The organism is Micromonospora sp. NPDC048063, assembly GCF_043202855.1.
In the GTDB taxonomy this organism is placed as follows: Bacteria; Actinomycetota; Actinomycetes; order Mycobacteriales; family Micromonosporaceae; genus Micromonospora.
In genome coordinates, this window is record NZ_JBIDBG010000001.1 from 575874 (window position 1) to 592724 (window position 16851).

Below are 16851 nucleotides of genomic sequence, written 5' to 3' on the forward strand. Positions count from 1 at the left end.
ATGACCCTGGATCTGGAAGCGATCGCGAGCCGGCTGGAGCCGCGGTTCGGCAAGGCGGCGCACCGCTGGGTCGGCACGCTGCCCCAGCGCCTGGACGAGCTCGTCGCACAGTGGCAGCTCGACCTCGGCGACCGGCTCAAGTCCGGCAACTCTTCGGTGGTGTTCCGGTGCCGCGGCCCGCAGGGCGACGCGGTGCTGAAACTGTCGCCCGACAGCTACGCCGTACGGGAGGAGGTCGACATGCTGCGCCAGTTCGCGCCCAGCGGGCGGGTGCCGGCGGTGCTGGCGGCCGTCAAAGGCGCCGTGCTGCTGGAGTCGATCCACCCGGGCACGCTGGTGGAGAAGATGCCGCAGCCGCCGTCGCCGCGGGAGTACGCCGCGTTCCTCAACGACCTGCACGGCGCCGGGGACCCGGCTGCCGCGCCGCGGCGGCTGGAGGACTGGATCGACGTGCTGTTCAACTCGGCGGTGCGGCGGGGCGCCGACCTCGCCGGGTCGAAGCGGCTGCGCGACGACCTGTTCGCGGTGCCCACCGACACCGTGCTGCTGCACGGCGACCTGCACCTGGGCAACGTGCTCAGCGGCGGCCCGAAGGGTCTGGTCGCCATCGACCCGATGGCCTGCGCCGGCGACCCGTGCTTCGACGCGGTCGACTACGTGCTGGAGGGCCTGGACCGCGCGGAGATGCTGCGCCGGCGCGACGAGCTGGCCGCGGCGGCCGGCATCGACGTGGAACGGCTGGACATGTGGTGCCGGGTGACCGCTCCGATCGGGGCGACGTACGTCAGCAACCCCGGCCACTCCGCGGAGCTGGCCGCCTTCGGGCGTGGCGAATACTAGTCGTCGCTCCGTCGGGCTCGGTGGCGCTTGTCGCGGGGGAACGGTTCACGGTTGGTGGCAGGTGGCGCGGGCTACGCCGACGCCAGGTCTGCTGACCGTGCGGTGGCGGCGGGGCTCACCCGCCGCCACCCTGTCCACCGTCTTCCCCGGCCGGCGTCGCCGGGCCGGACGCGACAGTCGATGTCACGACCGGCCGTCGGCCACCTGCCCTCCGGTCCGCAGGGCGAGGAAGGCATTGACGCTCGACAGTGCTCCGACTAGCGTGCCTCTTCACCGCGGCGTCATCCAGTGATGACACCGGGTCAGTCTGGGAGGCAATGTGAGATCAAGAGTCCTGATGGCTTCGCTGGTGGCGGCGGGCTGCACCCTGGTCGCCGTACCGGCTGCGGCGGCACCCGCGTCCACGTCGTCCGCACCGGTCAACGCGGCGTCCGCCGCGCCCGGCGTGCGGCCGGTGCCCGGCGAGTACATCGTCCGGCTGCGCCCGGGCGCCGAACCGCGTGGCATCGCCCGTGCCCTGTCGGTCAACCCGCGGTTCGTCTACGAACGGGCTGTCAACGGCTTCGCCGCCGAGCTGACCGCCGGGCAGGTGCAGGCGCTGCGCCGCGATCCCGCGGTGCTCGCCGTCGAGCAGGACGCCTGGCTCGACGGCGTCGCCGAGGGCACCCAGGCCAACCCGCCGTCCTGGGGCCTGGACCGGGTCGACCAGCGCACGCTGCCGCTGTCCAACAGCTACACCACGACCGCCACCGGCTCCGGCGTGCACGCCTACGTCATCGACTCGGGCATCGACGTGACCCACCCGGACTTCGAGGGCCGGGCGAGCTTCGACTACAACGCCATCGACCGGCGCAACACCGACTGTGACGGGCACGGCACCCACGTCGCCGGCACGATCGGCTCGAAGACGTACGGGGTGGCCAAGGGCGTCCGGCTGCACGCCGTGAAGATCCTCAACTGCCAGGGGTCGGGCAAGACCTCGGCCACCATCGCCGCGATCGACTGGGTGACCGCCAACGCGGCGAAGCCGGCGGTGGCTAACACCTCGTGGAACTGGACCTACTCCGACACGATGGCCGCCGCGATCACCGGGATGATGAACTCCGGTGTCTTCCTGGCCACCTCGGCGGGCAACACCGGCGCGGACTCGTGCGATCGGCTGCCCCGGGCGGTGACCGCCGCGGTGGCCGTCGCCGCGTCGACCAACACCGACGCCCGGGCCAGCTACTCCTCGACCGGCGCCTGCGTCGACCTCTACGCTCCCGGCTCGGCGATCCTGTCGACCCAACCGAACAACACCACCGCCGTCTTCAACGGCACCTCGATGGCCACCCCGCACGTCGCGGGCATCGCCGCGCTCTACAAGAGCGTGAACGGTGACGCCTCCCAGGCCACCCTGCACAGCTGGCTGGTCGGCAACGCCACCACGGGCGTGGTCCAGGGCGACCTGGCCGGCACGCCCAACCGGCTGGTCTTCACCGGCGGCCTCTGACCGTCCCACAGACGCGTGGGGTGGCCGGCACCTGCCGGCCACCCCACGCGCCGCTCCAGGCCGGGCCCGCACCTCCCGAGCAGTCGAACCGTCCCTCACCACCATCCGCCGGCCGGTCCTGTCGGGACCTGCCTGGCGTGCCCAGCCTGACCGGCCCCCGGTCCGACGGTTGACCCGCCGGACCGGGGGCCGAGTCGTGTCCGGCGACGGCGTGTGGGTGTCCGGCACCCGACCGGGAGGTTTTCCCTGGCGGGGCGGGGAAGGTCGCTCTGCCGGGCGGGACGTCCGGCGGACCACGATCGATGCATGGTTCGTACCGGTCGTGCTTCCTTCGCTCAGGAACGGCTCTATTTCCTCAACCAGCTCCAGCCCGGCAATCCGGCGTACGTGGTGGCCTTCGCGGTCCACCTGCAGGGCGCGCTACAGCCCGAGGCGCTGCGCGGGGCGCTGACCCGCGTCGTCGCCCGGCACGACGCGCTGCGCACCACGTTCGCCCTGGTCGACGGTGTGCTCACCCAGCGGGTGTCGGCCACCCCGCACGCGGACATCGACGTCCAGGCGGGTGGGCGGGCCGACCGGGACACCCAGGAGACCTTCCTGCACGCCCTCGTCGCCGAGCAGGCCCGGCGCCCGTTCCGGCTCGGCGACGGGCCGGTGCTGCGCGCCTTCCTGCGCTCCTGGGGCCCCGACGAGCACACCCTCGCCGTGCTGGTGCACCACATCGCCTGCGACGGCTGGTCGGTGGGCCTGCTGCTGCGCGACCTCGCCGCCGAGTACAACGCCGCGGTGTCCGGCCCGGATGCCGCCGCGTACGCCGAACCGGCGGAGTCCTACCTGGCGTACGCGCGGCGGCAACGCGAGTCCTGGGAGCGCGACAGCTCCGGGCTGGACTTCTGGCGCGCCGAGCTGCGGGACGTCCCGCAGCTCGCGCTGCCCACCGACTTCCCCCGGCCGAGCGTGCTCAGCGCCCGCGGCGCGGTGCTGCGGCGCCCCGTCGAGCCCGAGCTGGTCGAGCGGCTCACCGCGTGGGCCAGGTCGCGGGGCGCGACGCTGTTCGCGGTGACGCTGGCCGCGTACGCCTCGGTGCTGTCGCGGTACGCGCGCCAGGACGAGGTGGTGGTCGGGGTGCCGGTGGCCAACCGGATGGACGAGGCCGAGGAGCGGATCGTCGGCTGCCTCGTCAACACGCTGCCGATCCGGCTCGACGTGTCCGGCCGGCCGGGCTTCGCCGAGCTGGTCGAGCGGGCCCGCCGGGCCAGCATGGCCGCGTTCGCCAACCAGGACGTGCCGTTCGAGCAGATCGTGCGGGCCACCGTGGGGGAGCGGCAGCTCAGCCACGCGCCGCTGTTCCAGACCTCGCTGACGGTGCAGAACTTCCCGTTCGCGTTCCCCGAGTTCGACGGGGTGAAGCTGACCGAGGTCGACGTCGAGGTCGACGTCACCAAGTTCGACCTGGGGCTGACCCTCGACGTGTCCACCGGCGCGCCGTTCGTGCGCGCCGAGTACAGCACCGAGCTGTTCACCCCGGAGACCGTCGCGACGCTGCTCACGCACTACCTGGCCTTCCTCCGGTCGGTCGTCGACGAGCCGGACGCCGAACCGTCCATGGTGGACGAGGCGGAGCGGCTGCTGCTGACCGCCGGGGTGAACCCGCCGATCCCGGAGCAGCCCGTCGACCACCCGTCGGTGCTGCGCCGGTTCGCCGGGCACGTGGCGAACTCCCCGGACGCCGTGGCGGTGCGCCACCGGGACGTGGAGGTCACCTACGCCGAACTGGACCGCTGGGCCGGGCGGATCGCGGCGGGCCTGGCCGACCGGGGCGTGCGGCGCGGCGACCGGGTCGGGCTGCTGCTGCGCCGTTCGCCCGCGGTCATCGCGGCGATCCTCGGCGTCTGGAAGCTCGGCGGCGTCTACGTGCCGCTGGACCCGGAGTATCCGCAGCAGCGCCTCGAACTGATCACGGCCAGCGCCGCCATGCCGATCATGCTGGTGGAGGCCGGCACCGCGGACGCGGCCGCCGCGTTGGCGCGGGGCCGCGACATCCGAATGGCCGACGCGCACACCCTCGACGGGGCGTCCGTGGTCGCCGAGACGTTCCCCGGGCCGGGCGACCAGGCGTACATCATCTACACCTCGGGCTCCACCGGCGTGCCCAAGGGCGTCATCGTCGGCCACGGCGGCCTGGACGCGCTGAACAGCCCCACCCCCGCCGGCCTCGACATCACCGCCGACGACGTGTGGCTGGCCGCCAGCTCGTTCTCGTTCGACGCCTCGGTGTGGGAGATGTGGGGGGCGCTGAGCACCGGCGGCCGGCTCGTCATCGCCGACCAGGCCGACCTGGTGGACCGGGAGCGGCTCGCCGCGTTGGTGCGCCGCGAGGCCGTCACGGTGGTGTTCCAGACCCCGGGGGCGCTCTACCGGCTGCTGCCCCCGTACCTGCGGCTGCTGGGCGCGGACGAGGTCTCCAGCATCCGCTACGTCGTCCTCGGCGGCGAGGCGCTGAGCTGGTCGCGGGTCACGTCGCTGGTCGCCGGCGCGCCGGGCATGCGCGCGGTGTTCGTCAACATGTACGGCATCACCGAGGGCACCATCCACGTCACGATCGTCGAGGTGCCCACCGGCGAGCTGGCCCGGGTCACGGAGGGCGACATCGGTGTGCCGCTGCCGTCGGGGCGCTGCTACGTCCTGGACGAGGACCTGCGGCCGACCGGTGTCAACGTGCCCGGCGAGCTGTACTGCGGCGGCGTGCTCGTCGCGCACGGCTACGTGGACAACCCGGAGCTGACCGAGGCGCGCTTCCTGCCCGACCCGTACGGCGGGGGCGTCATGTACAAGACCGGCGACGTCGTCAAGTGGGGCGTCGACGGGAACATGGTGTACCTCGGCCGCAACGACACCCAGGTGCAGCTGCGCGGCTACCGCGTCGAGCTGGCCGAGGTCGAGGGCGCGTTCCTGACCCACCCGGCGGTACGCTCGTGCGCCGTCGCGGCCGAGAACGACCAACTGGTCGCCTTCGTCGCCGGCGAGGTCGGCCCGGACGCCGAACGCGAGCTGCGTGCCCACGTGCGGGCGATCCTGCCGGCGTACATGGTGCCGTCGCGGATCCTCGCCGTCGCGGCGATCCCGCTCACCGCGCACGGCAAGGTGGACACCGCCCGACTGCTGGCCGACAGCCGCGCCGCGCGCACGGCCGCCGCACCCGCGACGCGCCGCGAGCACACCGCCGGCACCGGGTTGGAGGAGCGGATCCGGGCCGCCTGGGGCGAGGTGCTCGGCCGGGGCGACATCGGGCTGCACGACAACTTCTTCGACCTGGGCGGGCACAGCTTCGCGCTGATCGCGTTGCAGCAGCGGCTGTCCGAGGAGGGCCTGGAGGTCTCCGTGACGGACCTGTTCCGCGCCGGCACGGTCGCCGGCTGCGCCGCGCATCTGCAGCAGGCGGCCCCCGTGGTCGCCGACGCGCACGCCGCGCAGCGCCGCCAGGGCCGCGCCCTGCTCGCCGCCCGCCGGGCCGGGGGAGGCAGCCGTGGCTGAGTTCGACGACAGCGCGGCGGTGGCCGTGGTCGGCATGGCCGTCCGCGTCCCGGGCGCCGAACGCGACCTGGACCTGTTCTGGCACCACGTGGTCAACGGCATCGACGCGGTCACCTTCTTCACCGCCGAGCAGCTCGTCGGCTGGGGCGTGCCCAAGGACCTGGTGGAGCGGCCCGACTTCGTGCCCGCCCGGGCGGTGCTGCGCGACGCGGACTGCTTCGACCACCGGCTGTTCAGCTACTCGCCGTCGGACAGCACGCTGATGGACCCGCAGCAGCGGATCCTGCTGGAGTGCGCGTGGGCCGCGCTGGAGCACGCCGGCCACCCGCCGGTCGCCGCCGACGGCAACCGCATCGGGGTGTACGTCGGCACCGGCCTGAACGTCTACCTGCTCGACAACGTGTGGCCCGACGAGCGTGCCGTCGAGGCGGCCGGCGGCCTGGGGCTGATCATCGGCAGCGACAAGGACTTCGCCAGCACCCGGATCGCGTACAAGCTGAACCTGCAGGGCCCGGCGCTGACGCTGCAGACCGCCTGCTCGACGTCGCTGGTCGCGGTGCACCAGGCGGTGCAGGCCCTGCTGACGTACGACGCCGACCTGGCGCTGGCCGGGGGCGCCACGGTGGCCCCGCCGACCCGGCGCGGGCACCTGCACGAGCCCGGTGGGATCTTCTCCGCCGACGGCCGGTGCCGGGCCTTCGACGCCGCAGCCGACGGCACGGTGCCCGGCGACGGCGCGGGCGTGGTGGTGCTCAAGCGACTCGTCGACGCGCTGCGCGACGGCGACACCGTGCACGCGGTGATCCGCGGCTGCGCGGTCAACAACGACGGCGCCCGCAAGGCGGGCTTCACCGCGCCCGGCCCCACCGGCCAGGCCGGCGTGATCTCGGCAGCGCTGAGCGTGGCCGGCGTCGACCCGGACACCATCGGCCTGGTCGAGACCCACGGCACCGGCACCGCGCTCGGCGACCCGATCGAGGTGGCGGCGCTGCGGCAGGTCTTCGACAGCGACCGGCCCGACCGGGCGCCCTGCGCGCTCGGCGCGGCCAAGTCGGTCGTCGGGCACCTGGACACCGCCGCCGGGGTGATCGGCCTGATCAAGACGGTGCTGGCGCTGAAGCACCGCGTGATCCCGCCGATCGCCCACCTCGCCACGCCCAACCCGGCGGTCCGGCTGGACGGTTCGGTGTTCGAGCTGCCGGCGGCGGCCCGGCCGTGGGCGCCGACCGACGGCGTACGCCGGGCCGGCGTCAGCGCCTTCGGCATCGGGGGCACCAACGCCCACGTCGTGCTGGAGGAGGCCCCGGCCGCCCGGCCCCGGCCGCGCCGCCACGTCACCGAGCTGGTCGTGGTCTCCGCCAAGACCGCCACCGCGGCGCAGGACAGCCTGGACCGCGCCGTCGCGTGGGTGGCCGGGACCGCGCCCGGGGAGCTGGCCGACCTCGCGTACACGCTGCGGACCGGCCGGGCGGAGCTGCCGTGGCGGGCCGCGTTCCTGACCGGAGCGCACGCCTCGCCGCCGACGGTCCGGCAGGTCGTGGCCAAGGCGCGGGCGCGCGGTGTGGCGCTGCACCTCACCGGGGCCGGCGAGCTGACCGGCAACCGCCCCAACTACGACGCCGACCCGGTGTACCGCCAGGTCGTCGACGAGGGCGTGGCGCTACTGCGCGGGCGCGACCTCGACGAGGCCGTCCGGGAGCGCTGCACCCGGCTGCTGGCCTGCGTCGGCCTGGCGCGGTCGCTGCGCAGCCGGGGCGTGGCACCGCGCGCCCTGGCCGGCGTCGGCCTCGGCGCGGTGGCCTGCGCGGTCGTGGCCGGGATCATGTCCGTCGCGGACGCGCTGGCGCTGATCCGCGGCGCCCACGTCGACGGCAGCCGGTTCGGCCCGCCCGACCTGCCCGTCCACACCTCCGGCGGGGAGCCGCTGACCGAGTACGACGACCTCGCGTACTGGCGGGCGCAGGCGGCCGAACCGCCCGCGCCGGCGACGCTGCCCGCCGACCTCGACCAGGTGCTCTGGATCGAGGTCGGCACGAGCGTCACCCCGCACCTGGGCCCGGAGCAGCCCGCGCTGCCCGCCGACCGGCACGCCCGGCTGTTGGCGACCGTCGGCGCGCTGTGGCAACTGGGCGTCGTCGACGCCTGGGACCGCGCGCACGACGCCGGCCGGCGCCGCGTGCCCGCCCCCACCTACCCCTTCGCGGCCACCCGGCACTACCTGGACGCCCCCGCGACCCGACTGGACACAGAGAGGCACCACTGATGCGCGACGTAACCGACCGGACCTGGGTGGCCGAGCTCGAACAGCTGTGGATGGAGGTGCTCGGCGTCGACACCGTCGACGACGAGGACGACTTCTTCGACCTCGGCGGCCACTCGCTCAGCGCGCTGCGGCTGAGCACCCTGATCCGCCAGGAACTCAACCTCGCGGTGATGTTCGGCCACGTGCTGGAGAACCCCCGCTTCGCCGACCTGCGCGACATCGCCGGCCAGGTGCCGCTGGACAGGCCCGTGGCGGAGAGCGTCTGATGGCCGCCCCCGACCTCACCGCCTGGGCGCCGCTCGCCGCGCAGGTGCTCGGCCTCGCCCCGGAACACCTCCGGGACGCCGCGGCCTCCGAGTCGTTCGTCGGCCTGGGCGGCACCTCGCTGCAGGCCATCGCGCTGGTCTCGCTCGGCCAGCGGGAGCTGCGCGCGCACGTGGAGAGCGCCCGGCTGCTGTCGGCGCTGCCGCTGGCGCAGGCACTGGCCGGCGCGGTGGACCACGTGGACACCGCGCCGCCGCCGGCGGCCCAGCGGCCCGCCGAGCTGGAGCTGCTGCCCGGCCAGCGGTCCATGCTGGCCGCGCACCTGCTCGACCAGGACGCGCCGTACCACCTGATGTTCACCCTCGAGGCGGACGGGCCGCTCGACGCGGCCCGGACCCGCGCGGCGCTGCGCGAGCTGACGACCCGCCACGAGGCGCTGCGCACCCGCTTCGTCCGCGACCCACGCCAGGCCCGGATCGTGCTGCCCGCGCCGTACGAGCCCCGGCTGCTGCACCAGACGCTGCCCGGCGACGACCCGGTACGCGCCGTGCACGACCTCTACGGCCGGTCGGCCGCGCAGTTGCTGCGCCCCTTCGAGCAGCCGCCGGTCGTCTTCGTGCTGACCCGTGCCGGGCAGCGGGACCTGCTCACCATGCTGGTGCACCACACGATCAGCGACGGCTGGAGCATCGGGGTGCTCTGGCGCGAGTTCGCCGAGCTCTACGCCGGCGCCGGTCCGGCGGGCCCCGCGCCGTCGCCCGACTGGATCGGTTCGCGGCTCGCCGCGCGGGAGAAGGCCGGGGCGGTGGACGAGGCGCTGGCCCGGATCGCGGACCGGCTGGACGGCGCGCCCCGGACGGTGGCGCTGCCCACCGACCTGCCGCCCGTCGTCGAGGCCGACGGACGCGGCGCGCGCCTGCACTTCCACCTCGACGCCGAGGCGGCGCGGGCCGCGACCGAACTGGCCCGGCACTGCCGGGTGACGGTGACATCGGTGGCCATGGCGGCGTGGGCGCTGGCCGCGTCCCGCCGCGCCGGCCTGACCGACCTGGTGCTCGGGGTGCCGGCGGCGGGCCGGTTCGAGGCGGGCATGGACGCCGTCGTGGGCCTGTGCACCCGGGCCGTCCCGGTGCGCTGCGCCGCGCCCGACGACGTCAGCGTGCGCGACCACGTACGCGGCGTGGCCGGCGCGATGGCCGAGGCGGCCGCCGACGCCGACGTGCCGTTCGAACGGGTCGTCTCCGGGCTCGGCGTCACCACCGACCCGGGCCGCAACCCGCTCGCGCAGCTCGGCTTCGCCGCCCACCACGAGCTGGTGCCCGACGAGCTGGTCGCGGGCGGGCGCACCTGGCGGGTGCACGAGGGCCACTGCCACGGCGCGGTCTTCGACGCGCTGCTCTACCTCCAGTCGTGGTCCGACCGCCCCCGCTTCGCCCTGGAGTACGCCACGTCGGCGCTCACCGCCGCCGACGCCGGGGAGCTGGCCGAGTCGTTCCAGGCGGCGCTGGGGGAGATGGCCGCCGACCCGGACGCGGCCCTGCGCGATCTCACGACCCTGTCGGCGGGGCAGCACGCCCGGCTGCGGTCGCTGGGCGCGGGCGGGCCGCACGACACCGCCGACGACGTGTGGAGCCGGTTCGCGGCCCACGCGGAGGTTGCGGGCGAGCGGATCGCGCTGGTCGACCCGCACGCCGGGCTCACGCTGACCTACCGCGAACTGCACGACCACGCGGTCGCGCAGGCGCGGCTGCTGCACGTGCACGGCGTGCGCGCCGGCGACGCGGTGATCCTGGAGGTGCCGCGCTCGGCGGCCGAGGCGGTCGCGGTGCTGGGCGTGCTGCGGCTGAGCGCGCACTACGTCGCGGTCGACCAGCACGCCACCGGCGAGTGGCGGGCGCACCTGGCCGCAGCCGTCGCGCCGCGGGCCCGCCTCGGCGCGGGCGCGCCCGGCCCGGAGTGGTCGGGCGCGGCCGACTGCCCACTCGCCCGTCTGGACGCCTTGGCGCAGCCGGGAGAGGGCCCGGTCGAGGCGCGCGGGGGTGCGCCGGGCCGGGCCAACTCGGCGCCGGCCGGCCCCGCGCGGTCCGACGACGGCCCGGTCGAGGCGGCGCCGGCCGACCCGGCGCGGACCGCGTACGTCTCCTTCACCTCGGGCTCCACGGGCGTGCCCAAGGGTGTGGTCGTGCCGCACCGGGCCGTGCTGCGGCTGGCCGACGACCCGCGGCTGTTCGCCGACCGGGCGGGCATGCGGATGATGCGGCTGTCCCCGCTGGCGTTCGACGCGTCCACGCTGGAGCTGCTGGTGCCGCTCGCCAACGGCGACACCGTGGTCGTGTTCCCACCCGGCGAACCGACGCCGAGCGGCCTGGCCGAGTTCCTGCCCACCGCCGGGATCACCCACGCCTGGCTCACCTCGGGCGTGTTCCACCTGGTCGCCGACCACCGCCCGGACGCGTTCGCCGGGCTGCGGCAGCTGTTCACCGGCGGCGGCGTGGTCTCCCCGGCGCACGTGCGCCGGGTGCTGCGGGCCTGCCCGGGGCTGCGGCTCACCAACGGCTACGGCCCCACCGAGAACACCACGTTCACCACGACGTACTCGGTCGAGCACGCCGACGCGACGCCCGACCCGCTGCCGATCGGTGCGGCGGTGCACGGCACCGACCTGTACGTCGTCGACCCGTCGGGGCGCCTCGTGCCGCCGGGCGCGATCGGCGAACTGTGGGCGGCGGGCGGCGGGCTCGCCGACGGCTACCTCAACGACCCCGTGCGGACCGACGCGTCCTTCGTGCGGCACGCGGGCCTGGGAGTGCGCCTGTACCGCACCGGGGACCTGGTGCGCTGGGGCACGGACGGCCAGCTGCGCTTCCTGGGCCGCAACGACCGCCAGGTGAAGATCGCCGGGCACCGGGTGGAGCTGGTCGACGTCGAGCGCCGGCTGCGCGCGCGGCCCGGGGTGCGGGACGCGGTGGTGTTCACCACCGGCGACCCGGTGACGGGCGTACGCCTGTGCGCCGCGTTGAAGCCCGCGCCCGAGGGCCTTGTCGTGGCCGACGTGCGCCGTGCGGTGGAGGCCGAGCTGGCCCCGTACGCCCGGCCGCAGCAGTGGGTGACCGTGGCCGAGTTCCCGCTCGACCGCAACGGCAAGGTCGACCTCCGTGCCCTGGGCGCGCTGGCCGCGGTGCCGCAGCCCGCCGCCGCGACGTCCGCCGTTGCCGCAGTGCCCGCCGCCGCGACGGCGAGCGACCAGGCGACCGCTGCCGCGACGGCCGGGCAGCCGGCGCGGGTTCCCGCCCAGCGCTCCGCGTCGCTCGCCGAGTTCGAGGAGCTGGTGACGGGGGCCTGGGTGGAGGCGCTGGGCACCGACGACTTCGACGTCGACGAGGCGTTCTTCGACGTCGGCGGGGAGTCGCTGCGGCTCGCCATCGTGCGCCGGCTGCTCCAGGAGCGGCTGGCCGGCCGGACCGTCGCGCTGACCGACCTCTACCGCTTCCCGACCGTCCAGACGCTGGCCCGGCATCTGCACGCACAGACCGAAGGAGCAGGCGCATCATCATGAACGGCGACATCGCGATCGTAGGCATGGCGGGCCGGTTCCCCGGCGCCGCCGACGTCTGGGAGTACTGGTCCAACGTGGCCGCCGGGAAGATCACGATCAGCGAGCTGACCCGCGGCGAGCTGCTGGCCGCCGGCGTGCCCGCCGACCGGCTCGACGACCCGGCGTACGTGCCGGCGCGCGGCGTGCTGGCCGAGGCGGACCTGTTCGACGCCGCCTTCTTCGGCATCACGCCGCGGGAGGCCGAGACCATGGATCCGCAGCACCGGCTGCTGATGCAGACGGCGTGGGCCACGCTGGAGTCGGCCGGCCTGGCCACCCGGGAGCCCTTCGGCCGGGTCGGCGTGTTCGCCGGGGCCGGCTTCAACTACTACGCGCTGCACCACGTGTTCGCGCAGCCCGGCCTGGTCGAGACGCAGGGGCTGCTGTCGGTGGTGCTGGGCAACGAGAAGGACCACCTGGCCGCGAAGGTCGCGTACCGGCTGGACCTGGGCGGCCCCGCGGTCACCGTGCAGACCGCCTGCTCGACGTCGCTGGTGGCGGTGCACCTGGCGTGCCAGAGCCTGCGCACCGGCGACTCGGACGTCGCGCTCGCCGGCGGCGCCTGCGTGGCCGTGCCGCAGCAGGCCGGCTACCTCTACGAGACGAAGGGAATCATGTCGCCCGACGGCACGTGCCGGCCCTTCGACGCCTCGGCCGACGGGACCGTCCCCGGCAACGGCGTCGCCATGGTGGCGCTCAAACGCGCCGAGGACGCCCGCCGCGACGGGGACACCGTGTACGCCCTGATCAAGGGCTCGGCGGTGAACAACGACGGCGGCATGAAGGTCGGCTACACCGCGCCCGGCATCGCCGGACAGATCGACGTGCTGACGCGCGCGTACGCCGCCGCCGGCGTCGACCCCGCGACCGTCGGCTACCTCGAGGCGCATGGCACCGCCACCGAGGTCGGCGACGCGATCGAGCTGGCGGCGTTGACCGAGGTGTTCCGGCGCGGCGAGCAGCCGTGCTCGATCGGCTCGGTCAAGGCCAACGTCGGCCACCTCGACGCGGCCGCCGGCGTCACCGGGCTCATCAAGGCCGCGCTGGCGCTGCACTTCCGGCAGATCCCGCCGCTGGCCGGCCTCAAGCAGGCCCGCCCCGAACTGCTCGACGGGTCGTCCCCGTTCACCGTGGACAGCGTGGCCCGGCAGTGGGACTCCGCCGGCGGCCCGCGCCGGGCGGCGGTCAGCTCCTTCGGCCTCGGCGGCACCAACGCCCACGTGGTGCTGGAGGAGGCCGACGGGCCGGTCACGCCCGGTCCCGCCGTGGTCGACGGTCGCACCGAGCTGATCGTGCTGTCCGGGCGCAGCCCGGAGGCGGTCCGCGAGGCCGCCGAGCAGCTCGGCGAGCACCTGCGGCAACGCCCCGATCTGGCCGTCGGCGATGTCGCGCTGACGTCGCAGACGTACCGCAGGCACTTCCCGCACCGGCTCGCGGTCGCCGCGCGGGACGTCACCGCGGCGCTGACCCGGCTGCCCAAGGCGCCGGTCCGCGAGGCGGCGCGCCGGCCCAGCGTGGTGTTCCTGTTCCCCGGCCAGGGCGCGGAGTTCCCCGCCATGTCGCGGGGCCTCTACGACCGCTACCCCTCCTTCCGCGCCGACCTCGACCACGGGGCGGCGCTGCTGGCCCCGGTCCTGGGGCTGGACCTGCGCGACGTGCTGGTCGACGACGACCCGCAGGGGATCGTGCACCGCACCGACGTCACCCAGCCCGCGCTGGCGCTGCACGAACTCGCCCTCGGCAGTCTGCTGGTGTCGTGGGGCGTCCGCCCGGCGGCGTTGATCGGCCACTCGATCGGCGAGTTCGCCGCCGCGGCGCTGGCCGGCGAGATGGCCGCCGACGACATGCTGCGCCTGGTCGCGACCCGCGGCAGGCTGATGCAGGACGCGCCCGAGGGCGGCATGCTGGCCGTGCTCGCGCCGCCGTCCACCGTGGAGGAGCACCTGGTGGGTCTGGACGGCCTCGACGTGGCCGCGTACAACGCCCCCGAGTTCACCGTGCTGGCCGGGCCGGTGGCGCAGCTCGCCGAGTTGCGGGAGCGCCTGGCCACGGCCGAGGTGCACTGCCGGGCGATGCCCGCGCAGCGCGCCTTCCACTCGCGGATGATGGCCGACGCGGCACGACTGCTCGGCGCCGAGGCGGACCGCATCGCCCAGCGACCCCGCACCGTCCCGGTCGTCAGCAGCATCGACGGCGTACTGCTCGGCAGGGGGCTGCCCCGCGCCGAGGGCTACTGGGCCGCGCAGCTGCGCAGCCCGGTGCGCTACCACGACGCGCTGCTGACCGCGCTGGACCTGCCCGACCCGGTCCTGGTCGAGGTCGGGCCGGGCACCGCCCTGACCGGCATGGCCCGGCAGACGACGCAGGACCGGGGGCGGGTGCCCACGTTCGCCCTGCAACCCCGGCCGAGGGCGCAGGTCGACGCCGGTGACGTGCTCGCCGGACTCGGCGGGCTGTGGACCGCCGGAGCGGCCGTGGACTGGACCGCGGTGCGGGGCGAGAGCAGCGCGCGGCGGGTCGCGCTGCCCACGTACCCGTTCGCCCGCACCCGACACTGGCTCGACCCCGTACCGGCGGCGCCGGCCGCCGGCATCGCGGAACCGGAGCAGGCCTCCGTCGGCGCCGGCGAGACCGAGGTGGTGGACGAGATCATGGAGCTGTGGGGCAGGATGCTCGGCACTCCCGACATTGACCCGGACGCGAACTTCTTCGTGCTGGGTGGTGAATCGCTGCTGTTCATCCGCATGATCACGCAGGTGCAGCGCAGGTTCGGGGTGCGTATCCCGGTCGAGGTGCTCTCCGCCGACCCCACGCCGCGCACGCTGGCCGGGCTGGTGACGATATGAGCGGCCACGACGATCTGGACCTGGTCGCGGCGGTGGCGGCCGTGCTCTGCCACCGCCTTTCGGCCGCGACGTCGGTCGCCGTGCACGGCCCGCGGGGCGACGTCCTGGTGCGCGTCTCCCCGGACAGCACCCTGACCCAGGTACGCGCGCAGACGCCCAGTCGGCAGCAGGGGTCGGCGTCCGCGGACGTCGTGCTGGCAGAGCCCACCACGGGTGGCCCCGGGGTGCCGGCGGTCCTGGCCGGGGTGCCGGTCCGGTTCGCCCGGCATCACGGCGATCCCACGTACCTGCAGGAGCGCCTGGACACCCTGCACGCCTGGCTCGCCGCCCATCCGGACCGGCCGGTCCGGGAGGCCGCGCTGGTCGGCCCGGCGGAGCGCGCGACGCTGCTCGGCTTCAACCCCGCGCCGGTCCCCGCGCCCCGCACGCCGGTGCACGAGACGATCTGCCGCCAGGCGGCGCTCACCCCGGACGCCGTCGCGCTGCGCGGCGGCGGACGGGACCGCACCTACCGCGAGTTCCTGGACGAGGCGGCGACGCTGGCCGGGCGGCTGCGCGCCGAGGGTGTGGGACCCGGGTCGGTCGTCGGGCTGTGCACCGAGCGGAGCCCCGAGATGGTGGTCGCGGTGCTCGGCGTCCTGCTGGCGGGCGCGGCGTACCTGCCGCTGGATCCGTCCCACCCGCGCCCCCGGCTGGACCTCATGCTCCGCGCGGCCGACGCCGCGCTGGTGCTGGCCGACGACCCGGGGCGGGCCGCGCTGGGCTCCGGCGGCGAGCCGTCCGTGCCCGTACGGCCGCTGACGGGCGGTGACCTGCCCGCCGCGCCGGTCGACTGGCGCGGCTACCGGGCCCCCGAGGAGGTGGTGCGGGGTCTGTCGTACGTCATCTTCACCTCCGGCTCGACGGGGGCGCCCAAGGGCGTGCAGATGACGCACCTGTCGCTGGCCAACCGGCTGGTGTGGATGCAGGACGAGTACCGCATCGGCCCCGGCGACGTGGTGCTGCAGAAGACGCCGTACACCTTCGACGTGTCGGTGTGGGAGCTGCTGTGGGCGTTCATGGCCGGCGCGACACTGGTCACGGCCGAGGCGCAGGCGCACCGCGACCCGCAGGAGATGGTCGACGTCATCGCCCGCGAGTCGGTGACCACGGTGCACTTCGTGCCCTCCATGCTCGCCCTCTTCGTCGAGGAGGCCGGCCTGGGCCGCTGCACCGGACTGCGCCGGGTCGTCTGCAGCGGGGAGGCGCTGCCGCCGAAGCTGGTCAACAAGCTCACCACCGTCCTGCAGCAGGTCGAGGTGCACAACCTGTACGGGCCCACCGAGGCCGCCATCGACGTCACCGCCTGGCCGTGCCGCCGGCCCGAACCGGACGACACCGTCCCCATCGGCCGGCCGATCACGAACGTCGCCGCGTACGTCCTCGACGAGCGCGGCGCGCTCGCCCCGCTGGGCCAGCCCGGGGAACTGGTCCTCGGCGGGGACTGCCTGGCCCGGGGGTACGCCGGGCGGCCCGACCTGACCGCGGAGCGGTTCGTCGAGACGGATGTCGCCGGCCGGCCGCAGCGGGTGTACCGCACCGGCGACCTGGCCTGGTGGTCAACGGACGGGCACCTGCACTACGGCGGGCGCATCGACACCCAGGTGAAGGTCCGCGGGCAGCGGGTGGAGCTCGGCGAGATCGAGTCGGTGCTCAACCGGCACCCGCTCGTCGCCAACAGCGTCGTGCTGCTGCGCGACGACCTGGGCGCCGCGGCGACCCTCGTGGCGTACGTGGTGACCGAACGCGACGCCGACCCGCAGCGGGTGGCCGAACGCGCGCTGCGCGCCTTCATGGCGCAGCAGCTGCCCGACTACATGGTGCCCCTGCGGTACGTGGTCCTGCCGGAGCTGCCCGCGACCGCGAACGGCAAGGTCGACCGGCGTGCCCTGCCCGCCCCGCCGGCCCGGGTCCGCCGGCGCGTCGCGACCGCCGACGTCGCCGCCGAACTGTCGAACGTCGGGAGTCCATGACCGAG

8 protein-coding genes are annotated in these 16851 nt (G+C 75.1%); all 8 read left to right on the forward strand.

From position 1 onward, the window contains the following. On the forward strand, positions 1-840 hold the full coding sequence (locus ACGFZ2_RS02610; RefSeq protein WP_393449361.1) for an aminoglycoside phosphotransferase family protein: 840 nt from the start codon (positions 1-3) through the stop codon (positions 838-840). Between the two features lie 337 nt (positions 841-1177). Continuing rightward, positions 1178-2332 carry a S8 family peptidase gene (locus tag ACGFZ2_RS02615; RefSeq protein WP_393262577.1) on the forward strand — a complete coding sequence of 385 codons (1155 nt, stop codon included), beginning with the start codon at positions 1178-1180 and terminating at the stop codon, positions 2330-2332. 306 nt (positions 2333-2638) lie between these two features. Beyond that, positions 2639-5866, forward strand: coding sequence for an amino acid adenylation domain-containing protein (locus ACGFZ2_RS02620; protein ID WP_393449364.1), 3228 nt, complete (start codon positions 2639-2641; stop codon positions 5864-5866). Then, the gene (locus ACGFZ2_RS02625) at positions 5859-8129 is read left to right on the forward strand and encodes a beta-ketoacyl synthase N-terminal-like domain-containing protein (RefSeq protein ID WP_393449367.1); all 2271 of its coding nucleotides are present in this window, start codon (positions 5859-5861) and stop codon (positions 8127-8129) included. The genes ACGFZ2_RS02620 and ACGFZ2_RS02625 overlap by 8 nt, the downstream gene beginning before the upstream one ends. Beyond that, complete coding sequence (locus ACGFZ2_RS02630) at positions 8129-8395, forward strand: phosphopantetheine-binding protein (RefSeq protein WP_350704528.1); 267 nt, start codon at positions 8129-8131, stop codon at positions 8393-8395. Before ACGFZ2_RS02625 ends, ACGFZ2_RS02630 begins: the two co-directional genes overlap by 1 nt. Further along, entirely contained in the window at positions 8395-11949 is a 3555-nt protein-coding gene (locus ACGFZ2_RS02635) for an amino acid adenylation domain-containing protein (protein ID WP_393449370.1), read from the forward strand. Before ACGFZ2_RS02630 ends, ACGFZ2_RS02635 begins: the two co-directional genes overlap by 1 nt. Beyond that, entirely contained in the window at positions 11946-14834 is a 2889-nt protein-coding gene (locus ACGFZ2_RS02640) for a type I polyketide synthase (protein ID WP_393449373.1), read from the forward strand. The genes ACGFZ2_RS02635 and ACGFZ2_RS02640 overlap by 4 nt, the downstream gene beginning before the upstream one ends. Beyond that, positions 14831-16846 carry an amino acid adenylation domain-containing protein gene (locus ACGFZ2_RS02645; protein WP_393449376.1) on the forward strand — a complete coding sequence of 672 codons (2016 nt, stop codon included), beginning with the start codon at positions 14831-14833 and terminating at the stop codon, positions 16844-16846. Before ACGFZ2_RS02640 ends, ACGFZ2_RS02645 begins: the two co-directional genes overlap by 4 nt. The last annotated feature ends 5 nt before the right edge of the window (positions 16847-16851 follow it).

What these genes read in the sequence shown, in the direction of transcription:
- ACGFZ2_RS02615 (WP_393262577.1), top strand. Translation starts at nt 1,178, where the DNA reads ATGGCTTCGCTGGTGGCGGCGGGCTGCACCCTGGTCGCCGTACCGGCT.
- ACGFZ2_RS02620 (WP_393449364.1), top strand. Translation starts at nt 2,639, where the DNA reads ATGGTTCGTACCGGTCGTGCTTCCTTCGCTCAGGAACGGCTCTATTTC.
- ACGFZ2_RS02640 (WP_393449373.1), top strand. Translation starts at nt 11,946, where the DNA reads ATGAACGGCGACATCGCGATCGTAGGCATGGCGGGCCGGTTCCCCGGC.
- ACGFZ2_RS02635 (WP_393449370.1), top strand. Translation starts at nt 8,395, where the DNA reads ATGGCCGCCCCCGACCTCACCGCCTGGGCGCCGCTCGCCGCGCAGGTG.
- ACGFZ2_RS02610 (WP_393449361.1), top strand. Translation starts at nt 1, where the DNA reads ATGACCCTGGATCTGGAAGCGATCGCGAGCCGGCTGGAGCCGCGGTTC.
- ACGFZ2_RS02645 (WP_393449376.1), top strand. Translation starts at nt 14,831, where the DNA reads ATGAGCGGCCACGACGATCTGGACCTGGTCGCGGCGGTGGCGGCCGTG.
- ACGFZ2_RS02630 (WP_350704528.1), top strand. Translation starts at nt 8,129, where the DNA reads ATGCGCGACGTAACCGACCGGACCTGGGTGGCCGAGCTCGAACAGCTG.